General features: G+C 66.6%; 21 protein-coding genes. 17 read left to right on the forward strand and 4 right to left on the reverse strand.

Annotation, left to right across the window (positions count from 1 at the left end; all coding sequences use genetic code 11):
- Positions 1-109 precede the first annotated feature (109 nt).
- From E1263_RS36860 to E1263_RS36875, 4 genes are all read left to right on the forward strand, one after another.
- Positions 110-1,708, forward strand: a complete 1,599-nt coding sequence (locus E1263_RS36860; protein ID WP_132176083.1) for an ABC-F family ATP-binding cassette domain-containing protein — start codon at positions 110-112, stop codon at positions 1,706-1,708.
- A 119-nt stretch (positions 1,709-1,827) separates the two neighbouring features.
- Complete coding sequence (locus E1263_RS36865; protein ID WP_132176085.1) at positions 1,828-2,316, forward strand: hypothetical protein; 489 nt, start codon at positions 1,828-1,830, stop codon at positions 2,314-2,316.
- Positions 2,317-2,323: 7 nt separating this feature from the next.
- Positions 2,324-3,484, forward strand: a complete 1,161-nt coding sequence (locus E1263_RS36870) for a sensor histidine kinase (protein ID WP_202869237.1) — start codon at positions 2,324-2,326, stop codon at positions 3,482-3,484.
- Entirely contained in the window at positions 3,481-4,110 is a 630-nt protein-coding gene (locus tag E1263_RS36875) for a response regulator (protein WP_132176087.1), read from the forward strand. The genes E1263_RS36870 and E1263_RS36875 overlap by 4 nt, the downstream gene beginning before the upstream one ends.
- Here the strand turns inward: E1263_RS36875 and E1263_RS36880 are convergent.
- Positions 4,089-4,604: a mycothiol transferase gene (locus tag E1263_RS36880; protein ID WP_165956878.1), complete on the reverse strand. Its 516-nt coding sequence runs from the start codon at positions 4,602-4,604 to the stop codon at positions 4,089-4,091. The genes E1263_RS36875 and E1263_RS36880 overlap by 22 nt on opposite strands.
- An 85-nt stretch (positions 4,605-4,689) precedes the next feature.
- Here E1263_RS36880 and E1263_RS36885 point away from each other — a divergent pair, with 85 nt between their 5' ends.
- Both E1263_RS36885 and E1263_RS36890 read left to right on the forward strand, forming a co-directional pair.
- Positions 4,690-5,085, forward strand: coding sequence for an ArsR/SmtB family transcription factor (locus E1263_RS36885; RefSeq protein ID WP_132176090.1), 396 nt, complete (start codon positions 4,690-4,692; stop codon positions 5,083-5,085).
- Between the two features lies 1 nt (position 5,086).
- A complete protein-coding gene (locus E1263_RS36890) occupies positions 5,087-6,088 on the forward strand; it encodes a cation diffusion facilitator family transporter (protein WP_132176092.1) in 1,002 nt (333 codons plus the stop codon).
- Here E1263_RS36890 and E1263_RS36895 read toward each other — a convergent pair.
- Positions 6,027-6,539 carry a GNAT family N-acetyltransferase gene (locus E1263_RS36895; protein ID WP_132176094.1) on the reverse strand — a complete coding sequence of 171 codons (513 nt, stop codon included), beginning with the start codon at positions 6,537-6,539 and terminating at the stop codon, positions 6,027-6,029. The genes E1263_RS36890 and E1263_RS36895 overlap by 62 nt on opposite strands.
- A 337-nt stretch (positions 6,540-6,876) precedes the next feature.
- On the opposite strand from E1263_RS36895, the gene E1263_RS36905 reads away from it, so the two are divergent.
- From E1263_RS36905 to E1263_RS36940, 8 genes are all read left to right on the forward strand, one after another.
- Entirely contained in the window at positions 6,877-7,176 is a 300-nt protein-coding gene (locus E1263_RS36905) for a hypothetical protein (RefSeq protein ID WP_132176098.1), read from the forward strand.
- Positions 7,177-7,189: 13 nt separating this feature from the next.
- Positions 7,190-8,308, forward strand: coding sequence for an epoxide hydrolase family protein (locus E1263_RS36910; protein WP_132176100.1), 1,119 nt, complete (start codon positions 7,190-7,192; stop codon positions 8,306-8,308).
- Positions 8,309-8,433: 125 nt separating this feature from the next.
- A complete protein-coding gene (locus tag E1263_RS36915; protein ID WP_238161876.1) occupies positions 8,434-8,979 on the forward strand; it encodes a response regulator transcription factor in 546 nt (181 codons plus the stop codon).
- A gap of 18 nt (positions 8,980-8,997) precedes the next feature.
- Entirely contained in the window at positions 8,998-9,624 is a 627-nt protein-coding gene (locus E1263_RS36920) for a DUF2461 domain-containing protein (protein WP_132176104.1), read from the forward strand.
- 85 nt (positions 9,625-9,709) lie between these two features.
- Positions 9,710-10,927 carry an FAD-dependent monooxygenase gene (locus E1263_RS36925; RefSeq protein ID WP_132176106.1) on the forward strand — a complete coding sequence of 406 codons (1,218 nt, stop codon included), beginning with the start codon at positions 9,710-9,712 and terminating at the stop codon, positions 10,925-10,927.
- A complete protein-coding gene (locus E1263_RS36930) occupies positions 10,924-11,643 on the forward strand; it encodes a TetR/AcrR family transcriptional regulator (protein ID WP_202869238.1) in 720 nt (239 codons plus the stop codon). Before E1263_RS36925 ends, E1263_RS36930 begins: the two co-directional genes overlap by 4 nt.
- Before the next feature lie 15 nt (positions 11,644-11,658).
- Positions 11,659-12,573 carry an alpha/beta fold hydrolase gene (locus tag E1263_RS36935; protein ID WP_132176108.1) on the forward strand — a complete coding sequence of 305 codons (915 nt, stop codon included), beginning with the start codon at positions 11,659-11,661 and terminating at the stop codon, positions 12,571-12,573.
- Positions 12,574-12,593: 20 nt separating this feature from the next.
- Positions 12,594-13,463 carry a helix-turn-helix domain-containing protein gene (locus E1263_RS36940; protein WP_132176110.1) on the forward strand — a complete coding sequence of 290 codons (870 nt, stop codon included), beginning with the start codon at positions 12,594-12,596 and terminating at the stop codon, positions 13,461-13,463.
- A 260-nt stretch (positions 13,464-13,723) separates the two neighbouring features.
- Here the strand turns inward: E1263_RS36940 and E1263_RS36945 are convergent, their stop codons facing one another.
- Positions 13,724-14,596 carry a helix-turn-helix domain-containing protein gene (locus tag E1263_RS36945; protein WP_132176124.1) on the reverse strand — a complete coding sequence of 291 codons (873 nt, stop codon included), beginning with the start codon at positions 14,594-14,596 and terminating at the stop codon, positions 13,724-13,726.
- A 497-nt stretch (positions 14,597-15,093) separates the two neighbouring features.
- On the opposite strand from E1263_RS36945, the gene E1263_RS36950 reads away from it, so the two are divergent.
- A complete protein-coding gene (locus E1263_RS36950; RefSeq protein ID WP_132176112.1) occupies positions 15,094-15,285 on the forward strand; it encodes a hypothetical protein in 192 nt (63 codons plus the stop codon).
- A 23-nt stretch (positions 15,286-15,308) separates the two neighbouring features.
- Positions 15,309-15,497 carry a hypothetical protein gene (locus tag E1263_RS36955; protein WP_132176115.1) on the forward strand — a complete coding sequence of 63 codons (189 nt, stop codon included), beginning with the start codon at positions 15,309-15,311 and terminating at the stop codon, positions 15,495-15,497.
- Between the two features lie 166 nt (positions 15,498-15,663).
- On the opposite strand, the gene E1263_RS36960 is transcribed toward E1263_RS36955, so the two are convergent.
- Positions 15,664-15,897 (reverse strand): DUF397 domain-containing protein, encoded by a 234-nt coding sequence (locus tag E1263_RS36960; RefSeq protein ID WP_132176117.1) that lies wholly within the window; start codon positions 15,895-15,897, stop codon positions 15,664-15,666.
- A gap of 279 nt (positions 15,898-16,176) precedes the next feature.
- On the opposite strand from E1263_RS36960, the gene E1263_RS36965 reads away from it, so the two are divergent.
- On the forward strand, positions 16,177-16,980 hold the full coding sequence (locus tag E1263_RS36965) for a SigB/SigF/SigG family RNA polymerase sigma factor (RefSeq protein ID WP_132176118.1): 804 nt from the start codon (positions 16,177-16,179) through the stop codon (positions 16,978-16,980).
- Positions 16,981-16,984: the final 4 nt, after the last annotated feature.

A 16,984-nucleotide genomic window follows, 5' to 3' on the forward strand; every position in this document is an offset into this window, starting at 1 on the left:
GGGGTGGGCGATTTACTCTCGGGGTATGGCTACTTGCCTCTGTGTTTAGGGACGCGACCCGCTTCTGCAGGTGAAGTGTGTCCGCAGTTCCTCACAGAGAGTCATAGTCATGATCACCGTTAGTGGTGTAGATCTTCGGGTCGGGGCGCGTCTGCTGCTGTCCGGCTTGTCGTTTCACGTCGGGCCGGGGGACCGGGTTGGGCTTGTCGGGCGGAATGGGGCCGGCAAGACCACCCTGTTGAGGACGCTCGCGGGGGAAGAGCGTCCGGCCGCCGGGACCGTCACGGTCTCCGGATCCGTCGGCTACCTGGCGCAGGACCCGCGCGCGGCTGACCCCGGTACGTCGGTCACCGATCGGATCCTGTCTGCCCGTGGCCTCGACACCGCCATCCGCGACCTGCGGAAGGCCGAGGCAGCGATGAGTACGGCGACTGGTGCCGCTCAGGAGCGCACGATGGCGGCGTATGCACGGGCCGAAACGCGGTTCCAGGCGGGCGGCGGTTATGCCGCCGAGGCTGAAGCGGCCCGGCTGGCCGGGGGTGTCGGTCTGCCGGTGCGGGCGCTTGAGCAGCCGGTGGGGGAGTTGTCCGGTGGGCAGCGACGCCGGGTCGAGCTGGCGCGGATCCTGTTCGCGCAACACGAGACGTTGCTGCTCGACGAGCCGACCAACCACTTGGACGCCGATTCCGTGCAGTGGTTGCGGTCGTTCCTGCTTGGGTATCCGGGTGGGCTGATCGTGATCAGTCACGATCGCGAGTTGCTGAAGGCAACGGTCAACCGGGTGTTCCATCTGGATCCGCAGCGGACCACGATCGACATCCACAACACCGGCTGGAAGAAGTACCTGCAGCAGCTCGAGCTCGACGAACGCCGCCGGACCCGGGAGCGGATCACCGCCGAACGCAAGGCGGCGATCCTGCAGGCGCAGTCCCGCAAGATGCAGTCCAGCGCCGGTACGGCGTCGGCCGCGCGAAACATGGCTCGCCGGGCGGACAAACTGCTGTCAGGACTGGAAGCAGTACGCCGTACCGATCGGGTGGCCAAGATCCGGCTGCCTGACCCCGTCCCGTCCGGTAAGACCCCGCTGACCGCTCACGGCTTGAAGAAGTCGTACGGCGCTCTCAAGGTTCTCGACGGTGTCGACCTGGCGATCGACCGCGGTAGCCGGGTCGTCGTACTGGGGCTCAACGGTGCCGGGAAAACCACGCTGCTGCGGCTACTCGCGGGCCGGGAAACGCCGGACGAGGGCCGCGTCGTACCGGGACATGGGTTGCGGCTCGGGTATTTCGCGCAGGAACACGACACCCTGGACCTGGCCGTCACGGTCCGGCAGAACCTGGCGGCGGTTGCGCCCGGGCTCACCGACGGCGAGGTCCGGAACGTGCTCGGCTCGTTCCTGTTCAGCGGCGACGACGTGGACAAGCCGGCGGGCGTGCTCTCCGGCGGCGAGAAGACCCGGCTGGCCTTGGCCGGTCTGGTTCACTCCGGCGCCAACGTGCTGTTGCTCGACGAGCCGACCAACAACCTGGACCCTGCCTCCCGCGACGAGGTGCTCGGCGCAGTCGGCCGCTACCCGGGCGCGACCGTGATGGTCACCCACGACGAGGGCGCCATCGAAGCTCTCCGCCCGGACCGGGTGCTGATCCTGCCGGATGCCGACGAGGACCTGTGGTCCGACGACTACCTGTCGCTGGTGTCCCTGGCCTGATCTCAACCCCAGGGTTGAGGCTTGGGTTCCACCCGGGTGCCATCCCGAGGCTGACGTCGCAGCGGTCCTTTCCGAGGAGATTGGAGACATCGCAATCGTCTTCGGAAAGGACCACGGACATGTCGGCTGGACTCATCATCGGGATCCTGGCGGGAGTATTGGTGCTGCTGCGGGTCGTCGGCCGGCAGGTGACCGGATCGCTTGTCTCGCAACGATCCCTGTTCCTGTTGCCCGGGATCCTCGTCGTCATCGGCCTCGCGTCGGTTTCGTCAGCCCTCGGTACGGCGACGCCCGGCGAACTCGCCTTCCTCATCCTGGACTGCGTCGTCCTCCTCGGGCTCGGGGTGGCGCGCGGTGCCAGCGTCCGCTTGACCAACACCCCGGACGGCCTGTGGCAGAAGGGCACCAGTACGACGCTGATCCTCTGGCTGCTGACCATCGGGCTGCGCGTCGGCGGCGTCCTGGTGTCGTCGGCGGTCTGGCCGCACGGCGTGCTCAGCCGCGCGTCGATCGCGCTCACCATCGGCATCACGATCGGCGCGCAGAACGCGATGATCTTCCGCCGGGCGCTCGGAATGCACATCCCGCTCGCCACGCAACGGGCATGATGATCACGTGCACCTGACGCGCGTTTTCGCCGAGCGGGTACGCAGCACCAGCGTGCCCGCTCTGGTGCTGCGCTCGATCCCATCGCTGCTGGTGATCGTTACCCTGATCATCTCCGCGGGCCCGGACGACGAGCGCCGCTGGCCGTATCCGGTCCTGGTCGGCCTCGGCGTATTGGTTGTCCTCAGCAACTTTTCACTGTTGGGTCTCCGGTACGGCGAACCAGTCGGCCGGGCTGCGGTCGGGATGTTGGTGTTCGCGGGGGCCGGGTCGCTGCTCTGGTACGCGCTGCCGGACAGCGTGCTGGTCGTACTGCCGTACTGGGTCAGCCGCGCCGCACTGCGCTACCACAAGGCGGGCCCTCTCGAGATCGCCGTGATCGTGGTCGCGACGCTGGGAGTGAGCGTCCCGTTCTACCTGGCCACGCATTCGCTGACGACGGCGTTCGGTTCGGCGCTAGGGATGCTCGCGCTCTCGCTGGCCGCGATCAACCGGCGGAATCGCGAGACCCAGTTGGAGGAGCTCGAGGTTTCGCTGGCGCGTAAGCAGGCCGCGCTCGAGGAGCATGGCCGTGCTGCCGCATTGGCCGAGCGGGCGCGGATCGCGCGGGACGTGCACGACGTACTGGCGCATTCACTTGCTGGGTTGTCGCTCAACCTGCAGGGTGCGCGGTTGATGCTCGTGCGCGACGGCGCTTCGGCGGAGGCGATTGACCAGGTGACGCGGGCGCAGGGGCTCGCGGCTGATGGGCTGGCCGAGGCGCGGCGGGCGGTTGCCGCGTTGCGCGAAGACTCGGTGCCGGACGAAAGAGCGCTGGCCGACCTGGTCACGGCGTACAGGTTGGAGGCCGGGGTGGCGGCTTCCTTTGAGGTGATCGGTACGGCGCGGGAGCTGCCGGCCGAGGTGATGAGCGCGCTGTACCGGACGCTGCAGGAGGCGCTGGCCAACACCCGCAAGCATGCGGTCGGGGCGCCGGTGGTGGTGACCTTGTCGTATGGCGACGTGGTTCGGCTGACTGTGGTGGACCGGCCGGGGAGGCGCCCGGATCGAGCGGCGGCGGGCGGTTATGGTCTGCTCGGGATGCGGGAACGGGCTGAGCTGCTGGGTGGTTCGCTGGCGGCTGGCCCGACCGCTGACGGGTGGAGCGTCGAGCTGAAGGTGCCGGGATGAGTGTTCGGGTGGTGGTCGCGGATGACCAGCGAGTCGTTCGCGACGGCCTGGTGACGTTGCTGAAACTGCTGCCCGGGATCGATGTGGTCGCGGCCGCGTCCGATGGGGCCGAGGCGGTGCAGCTGGTCGCCGAGCATCGGCCGGACGTGCTGCTGGTCGACCTGCGGATGCCGAACGTCGATGGCGTGGAAGCGACTCGGCAGGTCCGCACGGAGTATCCGCAGACCGAGGTCGTGGTCCTCACGACGTACAGCGATGACGAGTCGGTGCTGTCTGCGCTCCGGGCTGGTGCGCGTGGGTTTCTCACGAAGGATGCTGACGCCGAGGCGATCGGGCGTGCGATTCAGGCGGCGGCCGACGGGCAGTCGATCCTTGACGCCGATGTTCAGCGTCGGTTGATCGAAGGGGCGGTTGCCGCGCCGAAGGCGGTCGACAGTGGGCTGACGCCGCGCGAGGTCGACGTACTGCGGTTGATCGCTGAGGGGTTGTCGAACACCGAGATTGCGCGGCGGTTAGTGGTCAGTGAGGCGACGGTGAAGACGCACATCAACCACCTGTTCGCCAAGGCCAATCTGCGGGACCGGGCGCAGGCCGTTGCCTATGCCTACCGGCTCGGTCTGGCCTGACGCACCGCGTCGAGCAACAGGTCGAGGTGCCCGCGGTGCTGCGCGGTCTCCTCGATCATGTGCAGATAGATCCACCGCAGACTGACCTGCTGGTGATCACCGAACGACGGCCGCTTGGCCTGATCATCGAGTGAACCGAACTGCACTGCCACCGCACGACTCGTTGCGCAGGCGTCGACGTACAACTGCCTGATCTCAGCCACCGTGTTGTCAGCCGCCGAGTGCCACTCCCAGTCGGGGTCCTGATCGAACGGCGCCGAATGCCAGGGCTCAGAACTCGGTACGTCGAGCAGCTTGCGGCTGAACCACAAGTCCTCCACCGCCGACAGGTGTTTGACGAGCCCGCCGATCGTCATGTCGGTTGCCGGGAGCACCCGCGCGGCGGCTTCGGCATCGGTGACATCGTCGAGGCTGCTGAGGACGCGGTACCGATGGAAGTCGAGGAACTGTTCGAGCGAAGCGCGTTCACCGACGGCGGTCTCGGGATAGTTCACCGGTCGATTGTGACAGCGCCGTGGAGTCTGTGTGGCGCCGGTCACGGAACTGGCGCGCCCGGATGCGATCGGTTAGCGTGGACATATGAACAGTTCTGCAGATGTGCAGGGTCTCGACGAATGTGCGGTCCGGCTCGTCGATCCGGAGCGGGTCGCGAGCGTCAACGACCGGATGCCGGCCGAGGACGCCATCGTCGACACTTCCGACGTCTTCAGTCTGCTCGGTGATCCGCGGCGGCTGAAATTGCTGGTCGCATTGCTCGACGGTGAGCTCTGCGTCTGCGACCTGGCCGCCGTGACCGGGCTCAGTGAGTCGGCGACATCGCATGCTTTGCGGTTGCTGCGCGCGCACCGAGTGGTCGCCGTACGGCGGGATGGGCGGAACGCGTTCTACCGGCTGGATGATGCCCATGTGCGGATGCTGGTCGACCTGGCGGTCGCGCATACCGAGCACACCGACGCTATTCACCCGGAGCGCTGACATGGCTGAAGGACACGGTCACGGGCATGGCCACGGGCATCCGGTCAGCGGTGACGCCGACCGGAAGCTGCTGAGCGGAGCGCTCGCGCTGATCGTCGGCTTCATGCTGGTGGAGGTGATTGTCGGGTTCGCGGCCGGTTCGCTGGCGCTGATCACGGACGCGGCGCACATGCTGACGGATGCGATCGCCATCGTGCTCGCGCTGATCGCGATCCGGTTGTCGGCGAAACCGCCGGCCGGCGGTTTTACCTACGGGTTCAAGCGGGTCGAGATCCTGTCCGCGCAGGCGAACGGGATTACCCTGCTGCTGCTCGCGGCTTTCTTCGTTTACGAGGCCGTCAACCGGATGATCCACCCGCCCGAGGTGAAGGGTGCGCTGGTTCTGATCACCGGTGTGGCCGGCATCGTGGTCAACCTGTTCGCCACCTGGCTGATCAGCAAGGCGAACCGCTCCAGCCTCAACGTCGAAGGGGCCTATCAACACATCCTCAACGACCTGTTCGCGTTCATCGCGACCGCGATCGCCGGTCTGGTTGTGCTGCTGACCGGCTTCGCCCGCGCGGACGCGATCGCCGCACTGATCGTCGCCGCGCTGATGCTCAAGGCCGGCATTTCGTTGGTGCGCGACTCAGGCCGGATCTTCCTCGAAGCTGCCCCGGCCAGGATCGACCCGCAGGCGCTCGGCGCCGAGCTGTGCGCGATCGACGGTGTGGTCGAGGTGCACGACCTGCATGTCTGGGAGATCACCTCGGGCGAGCCGGCCGCCTCGGCGCACATCCTGGTCGCCGAGGGGCTGGACTGTCACCAGATCCGGGTCCAGATCGAGTCGCTGCTGGCTGAGCAGCACGGCCTGACGCACTCGACTTTGCAGGTCGACCATGCGAGTGGCGACGAGATCGACGCGCATTGCTCGGACGCGCATGGCACCGTGCACCGGTCGATCACAGCCGTTGGACGAGGACCTGACCTGGCCAGTCCGGGGCATTCTCCCGCTGGACACTGAAGGGCACGTCCCGCGTGAAGCCCTGCGATTCGTAGTACTGGATCAGGGCGCCGTCGTTGCCCGCAAAACAATCAAGCCGTACGACGCTGATCCCGGCGTCGCGGGCTAGCTGGCGCGCATGGTCGAGCAGTACGCGGCCGAGGCCCTGGCCGGTCAGCGTGCGGTCGGTGACGAGCAGCCGGACGAAGATCTCGGGTTCCGCGGCCGGCGGAACCGGCGGCTTGGCGTCCCCGATGGCCAGCGCGCCAACGGGACGTCCGTCGTCCTCGGCGATCCAGAGGCCGCCCTCCGCGGCGTACCCGGAGATCTGTGCGGTTCGCCACGGGCTGGTCGAGTGCGGCTGCGTGCCCCACTGATCGGTTCGCCCCTGCGCGACCAGCCACTCGGTCGCGCCGTCCAGCAAAGCCAGCACCGCCGGTACGTCGTCTGCGCCGCCTGGCCGAATCTTCATGATCCCCAGAATAGTTCGCGGGACGATCCGAGAGTTCGTTCATGGCTCTCGGTGACGGAAAGCACAAACTGCCGATGAAGGCGGAACTTCGCGCCGTATTGGCAAAAAGCCCAGGTGGCGAGATCACTGTCCACTTGTTGGAGCGGTTCTGAATCGGCCCGGATCCGTGGCGGCGGTCACACTCTGTCATGTTCTGAGTAAGGACTCTGTGAAGAATTGCCCATGACGGCCTCCTCGGCTGGGGAACCTACGGTCCGGACCGTAAGTTCGGATGCGGGTGGTCCGTCGAGATATGGGGTGAACGAATGCAACGGGGCTCGCGCGGTATGCCGTCGGCATGCCCACACGCACCGGAGCTGACGTCATGACGGTGCTGACCAAGGTTCTCGGTATCGCCGGGGTGGTGGTCCTGCTCGGGGGGATTGCGCTCGGGTTCCGCTCGGTCTCGTCGGCCGGCGCCTACTGCGGCTCGGCGTTCCGGACGGCGGCCGGCCTGACACCGATGACCTGTGACCACGCGCTGAGCAACGCCGGCACGCTAGTCACCGTGGTGATCGTCGTCGGCGGCCTGCTGCTGGCAGCCGCTGTCGTCGTAAAGCTGATGGCCGCTCGCGCCACTGCCACTGCCGCTGCCTGAGAGGCTGGGGTCGATGACTATCGAACCCTTCCGGCTGGCAGTGCCGGACAGCGACCTGACAGATCTGCGGACCCGGCTCGACCTGGTCCGCTGGCCTGACGAACTCCCCGGCGTCGGCTGGGAGTACGGCGTACCGCTGGGCTATCTCCAAGAGCTCACCGCGTACTGGCGTGACGGCTATGACTGGCGAGCGGCCGAAGCGCGGCTGAACGAATGGCCGCAGTTCACGACCACGATCGACGGCGCAAACGTCCATTTCGTGCACCTGCGTTCAGCGGCGCCGGACGCGATCCCGCTGATCCTCACGCACGGCTGGCCCGGCTCGATCGTCGAATTCACCGAGGTGGCCGGGCCGCTGCTGGAATCGTTTCACCTGGTTATCCCGAGCATCCCCGGCTTCGGTCTGTCCGGGCCGACCCGCGACCGCGGCTGGGAGTACCAGCGGGTCGCGAAAGCCTGGTCGGTGCTGATGACCAGCCTCGGCTACGACCGGTACGGCGTACAGGGTGGTGACTGGGGTGCCGCGATCTCGCGTGAACTCGGGCGACTCCACCCGGAGCAGGTGATCGGCGTACACCTCAACCTGATCCCGGGGGCCGGTGCGACCTCGGAGCCGACACCCGAGGAGCTCGAACCGCTCGATCAGGCCGAGCGGGACCGGACCTGGGCATCTTGGGAACGGTTCCAGCAATGGTCGAAGAACGAGCAGGGGTACGCCGACCTGCAGTCGACCAAGCCGCAGACACTGGCCTATGCGCTGACCGATTCACCCGTCGGCCAGTTGGCGTGGATCGCGGAGAAGTTTGCGGCCTGGACCGATCCGGCCAGCAAGCTCGATCGCGACCACCTGCTCACCAACGTGATGCTCTACTGGCTGACCCGGACGGCGGGTTCGGCCGGCCGGATCTACTTCGAGCGGGCGCACGCGTCGTACGGGGATCAGAACTCGACCACTCCGACCGCGCTGCTCGACCTCGCACACGAGAACTTCATCCCGCTGCGGCACAAGGTGGAGCGGACCAACAACCTCGTCCGATGGACCAGCCATCCGCACGGCGGGCATTTTGCGGCCATGGAACAAGCGGCCGTTTTCGTCGGGGACATCCGTGCCTTTTTCAGGAGTCTTATCTAGCATTGCTGGTGTCAGTCGGCTGGGGGGCCATCAGAGTGGCGTGAGTTTTCGCCGTGGGGGGCGGGGCCGTGATCCGAGTGCTGCTCGGACACCGGGGCACATTGCTACGTGGAGCATTGGCCACGGTGTTCGCTACTGAAGACGATCTGGAAGTCGTGGCCGTGCTGGGCCACCTGGACGACATCCTCCCGGCCTCGGTGCGGGAGCGACCCGACGTGATGGTGCTGGACGCACACCTGCCAGGTGCCGGCGGGATCGACGCGGTGGCACGCCGGTCGTCGGCCGGGGGAGTGCTGGTGCTGTCCGACCGGGATCTGCCGGCGGCCGCGAGTCTGCGGCTGGTTCGGCAAGCCCCCCGCGTGGGGTTGATTGGCACCGATACCTCGCCTGGCGAGTTGGTCGGTGCGATCCGGAAGATCGCGCGCGGCCAGACCGTACTGGATTCCGGGCTGATGCTGGCCGCGATCCGGGTCAAGGACAATCCGCTGACCGACCGGGAGTGCGAAGTACTGAAACTGGTGACGACCGGCGCGACCGCTCAGGAGGTCGCGCGCAAGCTGTGCCTGAGTGCGGGGACGGTGCGCAACTACCTGTCCCGCATCCTCGCCAAGACGCACGCGCGGTCGCGGATCGAGGCGATCCGGAAGGCCGAACAGGCCGGCTGGATCTAGCCGACTAGGGTTGCCGGTATGGGTTTCACCGGTTTCCCGGCGGCTGCGCTGGACTTCTACGACGACCTCGAGATGGACAACACCAAGACGTACTGGACGGCGCACAAACACGTCTGGGAGGAATCGGTCCGCGCACCGATGACAGAGTTGCTGGCCGAGCTGGAGGCCGAGTTCGGCAAGGCCAAGCTCTTCCGGCCGTATCGCGATGTCCGGTTCGCGAAGGACAAGACGCCGTACAAGACGCATCAGGGGGCCTTCATCGACGTGGCGCCGGCCACCGGCTGGTACGTCGAGGTCGCGGCGCCCGGGGTTCGGGTGGCGGCCGGTTTCTATGAGTCCAGCGCGGAGCGACTGGGTCGGCTGCGCACTGCCATCGACGAGGATCGGCGCGGTCAGCAACTCGAAGGGTTGCTCGCCGACCTCGCGGCGGCCGGCTGGGAGGTCGGCGGTGATCGGCTCAAGACGAGCCCGCGCGGTTACGACGCCGAGCACCCGCGGATCGAGCTGTTGCGGCACAAATCCCTGACCGTCATGAAGTCCTACGGCTTCGAGCCGCTCATTCACACGCCTGAGCTCGCCGCGTCCATTCGCGCCGACTGGCAGGCGACTCAGCCCCTCATCACCTGGCTGACCGACAACTCCTGAGCCGTGTTGCGCCGGTCGCGGGGAGTGACGCACCTCACCCACTGAACCAAATGACGAATTTGGTCAGTGTGTCTACTGTGGAGCTATGACCACGACAACGGAACGGCAGCGCCGAGCACTGGTTGTTGGCCTCGGCATCAGCGGCACCTCGACAGCACTCGCGCTCCTCCGGGCCGGCTGGACTCCGGTTCTGATCGAAAAGGCTCCCCAACGACGTTCCGGTGGCTACTTCGTCGGCCTGTTCGGCGTCGGCAAGACGGCGGCCGAGCGGCTCGGCATCCTGGACGCCCTGCACGACCGGACGGCCTACGACGGGCACCACTACGACACCGATCGCTTCGGCGAGTGGCGAGCCGGTTTCGGCTTCCGCGACATCCCCGGCAACCCGTGGCTGATGGTCCGCGGCGACGTCGAGCAGGCCGCGTTCGAGGCCCTGCCTGCGGACGTCGAGGTTCGGTACTCGACCGTGCCGACCACGATCGAGCAGGACGCCGACGGCGTGGATGTCACCCTGACGAACACCGCCGACGGCAGCACGGCCACCGAACGGTTCGACCTGGTCGTCGGCGCCGACGGTCTGCGCTCGACGGTGCGCAGGCTGGCCTTCGGGCCGGACGAGCGCTACCTGCATCGACTGAACTACATGATCGCGGCGTTCCAGCTGCCCGGTGGGCTTGGCAAGCTCGCGTCGCAGGACGGCATCACGCTGCTGGAGCCGGACCGCTCGTTGTGGGTGCTCCCGTTCGCCGACCACGCGCCGACCTTGCTCTTCGGATACCAGACCGACGACATCGACGCCGAGTTCACCGAGCCACCGGCCGCCCGCGTGCGGAAGGCGTTCGGTCCCGAGCCCACCGGCGACCTGCTGGGCGCTGCGCTCGAAGCACTCGAGGCCACCGACGAGTTGCTGTTCGACTCGGTCGAGCAGGTCCACATGGATCACTGGCACAGCGGCCGCGTCGTACTGGTCGGAGACTCGGCCTGGTGCGTGACCCTGTATGCCGGGATGGGCGTATCGGCCGGGCTGGCTGGAGCCGATCTGCTCGGCACCATGCTCGGCCGGTACGGCGACATCGGGCGCGCGCTGACCGAGTGGGAGAACCAGCTGCGCCCGCACATGGGCTACTACCAGCAGCTCGGGCATGAGCAGACCGCAGTCTTCACCCCGAATCGCAAGCAGATCACCGTGCGCCGGTTGATGATGCGTGCAACGACGATGCCGGTAGCCTCGCAGGTGCTGAAGTTCATCCGGACCCACAACAGGTCCGCCCGGATGAAGGACTTGGACATCGCACGGGTATGAGTGGAAGGACGATGATGGCGGTACTGGCCGAGCAGGAATCCGGTAGCGCGGCGCGCATTCTCGGCGCCGCCCGGGAGCTGGTGCTCAAACGCGGCGTGAAGGGCCTCACGGTCGCCGAGATCGCGGACCGGGCGCATGTTGCCAAGGGCACCATTTATCTGCACTGGAGTACCCGCGAGGATCTGCTGGTCGGTCTGTTCGGTCGCGACTTCCTGGCCTCCCACGACGAGTTCGCTGAGTTGCTGACCGCCGATCCGGACGCCGCGCGGCCCAGCCGGCTGCTGCCGTTGCTGCTCCAGAGCACCGTCGATCACCCGTTCATCAGCGCCCTCCAGTCCGAGGACGAGGACCTGCTCGGGGTCCTCACCCAGCACCCGCGCAGCGCCAAATTGCTGGAGAACCTGGGCCCTGCTGCGCTGCTCCGAGTAGCCCTTCCGGTCTGGCGGCGGCACAACCTTGCCCGGACCGACTGGGAGTTCGACGAGCAGGCCTATGCTTTACAGGCCTTGCTTCTGGGCTTCCTCGCCACCGCAGTCGAACGCCGCGCCCTGGCAATCATCGCCGTCGACGAACCGGCCCGGGTGATCGCCGCTGCGGTGACCGCACTGCTCGGGCCGGAAGACCCGGGCCCGGGCGACATTCGCGCCACTGCTGACGCCGCCCTGGCCGACCTCGCGACCAGGCGCGCAGCGCTCCTGGAATCCATCGGCAACTAATTGGGGAGAAACACCTTGCCCAGCAAGCGATCTGTCCGTCTGAACGGGATCGACATCCACCTCGCGGAGCAGGGCGAAGGCCCACTCGTCGTGCTGGTGCACGGCTTCCCGGAGACTTCACACTCCTGGCGGCACCAACTCGAAGCGCTCGCCGGCGCCGGCTATCACGCCGTCGCTCTCGATCAACGCGGGTACGGCGACAGTGACCGCCCCGAGGCGATCGACCAGTACTCGATCTTCCACCTGGTCGGCGACGTCGTCGCGCTCATCCACGAACTGGGCGAAGAGCAGGCCGTCGTCGTCGGCCACGACTGGGGATCCATCGTCGCGTGGCAGACCGCCTTGCTGCGACCGGCCGTCGTACGGGGCGTGGTTGGGATCAGTGTTCCGCCGTGGCCGCGTGGTCCGGTGCCCCCGCTGACCGCCACCGCGGAGCGGTTCGGCCCGGACTTCTATCAGAACTACTTCCAGGAGCCCGGTGTCGCGGATGCCGAGCTGGGCAACGATATTGAGGGTTCGCTGCGGCGGATCTACGCCGGCGTATCCACCTCGAATCCGACGCCCGGATTCGCTGGTCAGTTCGCTGATCCCGAGGAGCTACCGGCCTGGCTTCCTGAGGAAGACCTGGCGGTCTTCGTGCGGCAGTTCACGACCAGCAGCTTCACCGGTGGCCTCAACTACTACCGCAACCTCGACCACAACTGGGAGCAGTTGGCGGCTTGGCAGGATGCGCCGATCACACCGCCGTCGCTCTACATCAGTGGTGAGAAGGACATGGTGCGGATGCTGTACCCGATGGACGAGGCGGCGCGTGCGATCGTCCCCGACCTGCGCGGCGTCGTCGACGTACCGGACTGTGGGCACTGGACGCAGCAGGAGAAGCCCGAGGTCGTCAACGCCGCGCTGATCGAGTTCCTCAAGGAGCTCTGAGGCTCTCGTACGATGGGCGGATGCCGCGATCACCAGGTCCGCCCACCGTGCGCCTCCGTCGGTTGGCCGCCGAACTGCGGGCCTTCCGCGCCGACGCGCAACTGACCCGTGAGCAGGTCGAGGAGCAGACCGGCGTCAACCAAGGAACGTTGTGGCGGCTCGAGACGGGGCGTGCGAAGCCGCACACCGGCACCCTGGAAACCTTGTTCGACCTGTACGACGTCCCGCAGCGGCGTCGTACGGCGTTGGTCGACCTGGCCAGCAGTGCACGATATCCCGGGTGGCTGCTGCAGTCCGTGGAGTATGCGGACGAGTTGTCAGATGGCTATGCCACCTATATCGGCTTCGAGTCCGAGGCCAAGGCCATGCACAACTTCGAAACGATCGTCATCCCCGGCCTGCTACAGACCGAGGAGTACGCCCGGGCGACCATGGTCGACGCCTTGCCGATGGACGAGGCGGCCATCGAACGGCGGGTTCGGGTTCGGATGCAACGGCAAACGATCCTGACCCGGCAGCGGGAAGGCGCAGATCCGTTGCAGCTCTGGGCTGTTGTCGACGAGGCGGCTCTCCATCGGGTGGTCGGTGGTCCGGCCGTCAGACGTGCGCAGCTCGGTAAGTTGCTGGAGCTCAATGACCGCCCCAACGTCGACCTGCAGGTGATTCCGTTTGCCAACGGGGCCCATCCGGCGATGACCGGATCGTTCGTCCGGCTCATTTTCGGCGGTGGGGCATCGGACGTTGTCTATGAGGAGCGGCTGGCCGGGGATCATTTCCTGGAGCTGGAGGCCGAGATCGACCGGTACGGCCAGGCCTTTGACCAGTTGCGTGCCAGGGCTCTAGGCCCGCGCGATTCCAGCTCGCTGATCGCGGAGCTGATTGCTCGGTAGCCAGTTGTCCACAACCTTGCATTTTCGGTGTCGAACGGTACGTCGCGAGCCCCGATGGGCGACCTAAATTCGGATGGTGATGAGGTTGTCACCCTCCGTACGGTCGTCCTATGACGACCAGATGTTCCATCAACGGATCAGCGGTCCCTGAGCAGCGGGGCGGGCATGCTGGATCCCTGTCGCCCGTGTCCGTCCCGCTTTCCACCTTCGCGATTCCATCGACCGCAGCAGCCTGGGACTGGGGGCTCGCCGACGAGCGGTCAGGCGTCGAAGTCGCGGCGGATGTCGGCGAGGATGTCCCGCGTCTTGTTCGGCGGCGGAGCCGCGACGCAGAGCGCCTCCATCGTCGCCGTGTACTGATCGAGGTCTTCCAGCTTGTCCAGGTACAGCGCGCTGGTCAGGTGCTCGATGTACACGACATCGGCGAGGTCGGCATCGGGGAACCGGAGAATGCTGTACGCACCGCCGGTGGCAGCGTGGCCACCGGCGGCGAAGCCCATCACCTGAATCGTCACGTTCGGCAGTTGGCTCATCTCGATCAGGTGGTCGATCTGCATCATGATCGTCTTGGCGCCGCCGATCGGCCGGCGCAGTGCTGCCTCGTCGATGACCGCCCACAGCCGGACCGGGGCCGGCCGGGTCAGGACCTCCTGGCGGCTGATCCGCAGGTTGACCCGGCGCTCGATCTCTTCGGCCGAGGTCAGACCGCGGCCCAGTTGAACGACCGCCCGGACGTAGTCCGGGGTCTGCAGCAGGCCGGGCACGAACTGCAGTTCGTAGGAACGAATCAGCGCCGCCACCGACTCCAGACCCAGATACGACTGGAACCAGTTGGGCAGCACATCGCCGTACCGGTGCCACCAGCCGGGATTGTTCGCCTCCCGGGCAAGGGCAAGCAGCCGCTCGCGCTCCTCACTGTCGTCCAGGCCGTAGAGCGTGAGCAGGTCGCGGACGTCACGCTCCTTGAAGCCGACGCGGCCGAGCTCCATCCGGCTGACCTTCGACTCCGACGAGCGGATCTCCCAGCCGGCATCCGATCGGCTGATTCCGGCGGCATCACGCATCCGGCGCAGGTGCCCTCCGAGGATGATGCGGAGCGCTGTCGGCCCGCTTTGCGCGCCCGACTCGGTCACACTCACCTCCGGCCCCCAGTGCTGTGTTTCAGCGTCGTCCTCAGCGTCCCCAGCCCGCGATTCCGGCGGGAACCGGGCTCGCAGGCAGACATCATCGCACGCCCGAGCCTGAATCTGCCGAAGTTCTTACATAAGCCACGCGAATCGCCAGCGGTGGTGACTTTCGGTGATCCGGGGGCCCTCGAAGGCGAATTCATTTGTCAAGACAAACTTACGGCCCGACTGGCCGTCGAACGGCGTTCGCTGAGGTCTCGGGGAGCCGAGTCAGGCGCGAAGGGGGCGATTGTGGTCTCGAAACGGTCAACGTGCGGATGCACGTGCATCTGGCGCTTGCATTCGCAACGTGCCGACGCCATGATTGCTTCATGCACAGAAGGTGAGCTAGTTCTCGCAAAACGTGACATCGCGCGAGCGGTGTCATTACGAGAGCCGGCGGGCCGGTCCTACAGATCGCTGGTGACGAATCACCGGCATGACTGGTTGGGGAACCCGAGTCGATGATTGACGACAACAGTGAGGTAGCCGAGCACTCTGCCTATGCAGGCGGACGCGCGCCCGACGAGCTGACTGAGCGGGAGATCCAGGAACTGGTGGCGCGCTGCCCCGAGCAGCAGCGCTGGGCCTTCGAAGGCTGGTTGCGCGGTGTCCGTCAGCTCGACGGTGACCCCATCGTGAGCCTGGCTCCATGAGCACCGACCGAGGAGGACGGAAAATGGTACGGATCTGGCTGGGAGATCACCTGATCGCGGAGTACCTGGCCGAGCCTGACCGTGCCTCCCGGTACCAGCGGGTGATGACGCCCAAGTTCACCGGTCTGCGGATCACGGTGGACAACGCGGCCACCGGCAAGGCGTCCGAGCTGCCGAGCAGCGAACAGCTCTGGCCGCTCACTGTTCAGTAGTAGTAAGGACTGCTCCCCGAAGCATTCCCGGTAACACCGAAGGCCGGCTCTCCCTCCGAGAGCCGGCCTTCGACGTTGCGGGGCCGGCTTCAGAGGGCAGGAAAAAGGGCCCCTTCGTCACTCGCCTGGCGAAGGGGCCCTGGTCCGTTTCCGGAGTCTCGGTAACTCAAACGAGGTAGTCGAACTCCCCGTCCTGGGCGCCGCCCAGGAAAGCTTCGATCTCCGCTTTGGTGAATACCAGTGCCGGTCCATCGGTGTGACGCGAGTTCCGCATCGCCACGCCGCCGCCCGGCAGCTTCGCCACCTCTACGCAGTTGCCGGTCGGGCCACTCCGCTGGCTCTTCTTCCATGTGAGCTCAGTGATGGAGTCGCTCGGCATGCCGTTGTAGATAGCAGTCATTAGCTGCACCTTCCGTACGTCCTTGGCATATGCACGTGCATTTGGCCTTGCATTTGCATCGTACATGTTTGGGGGCCCCGTGTCTGCCTCATTACGCACTGTCAACCCGGGAGGCTCAAACAAGCGTTGGATGGCCTCGTTCGCTAGCTCTGCGTGAGCGAAACGGAGGTCTGGAGCCATCGATGCATGCGATCCGGCGAGGTGGGTACGGGATGTGGGCAGGCATGACCGTGGTTCAGCTAAGAGCTACGCCGTGACTCCAGTCGCGAGGTCATCCACATGAAGAACACCGTCAAGTGCTCCACCCCGGCCGATCGGGCCGCCCGCGAGGTTGCCACCCGCGAACTGATGGAACGCCGAGCCACCAGCACCGACGAGTTCGAGCGTCAGGAACTGCTCGAAGAGGTCGTCGAGCTCAACCTGGAGATGGCGCGCGGGATCGCCCGCCGCTTCCGGGGCCGCGGCGCCGAGGCCGACGATCTGGAGCAGGTCGCCTACCTCGGGCTCGTGAAGGCCGCGCACCACTACCGGCTCGAGGCGGAGACGCCGTTCATCGGTTTCGCCATCCCGACCATCCGCGGCGAGGTCAAGCGGTACTTCCGCGACTGCGCCTGGACGGTCCGCATCCCGCGCCGGCTGCAGGAGATGCAGGGCACGATCGCCGGCAAGCTGCCGGAGCTCGAGCAGGAGCTCAACCGCGAGCCCACCCCGGCCGAGCTGGCCGAGCACCTTGAGGTAGAGGTGACCGAGGTCGAGCAGGCGATGGCTGCCAAGGGCTGCTTCAACGTCCTGTCCCTTGACCGCCCGGCCGAGACCGACGCCGACCTGACCCTGGCCGATGTGGTCGCCGACACCGACGACACCAGCATCGACCAGCTCGAGACGGTCGAGATGCTCCAGCCGGTCCTGCAGGACCTCAACGACCGCGAACGCCGCATCCTGCAGCTGCGCTTCATCGAAGGCTGGACCCAGTCCGAGATCGGCAAGGACATCGGCGTCAGCCAGATGCAGGTCTCGCGAGTCCTCCGCAAAACCCTCGACCACCTCCGCGCCAAGCTCACCCCGCTCCCCGTCGCCGCGTAGCCCC

The sequence above is a fragment of the Kribbella antibiotica genome, assembly GCF_004349055.1.
GTDB classification, from domain to species: domain Bacteria; phylum Actinomycetota; class Actinomycetes; order Propionibacteriales; family Kribbellaceae; genus Kribbella; species Kribbella antibiotica.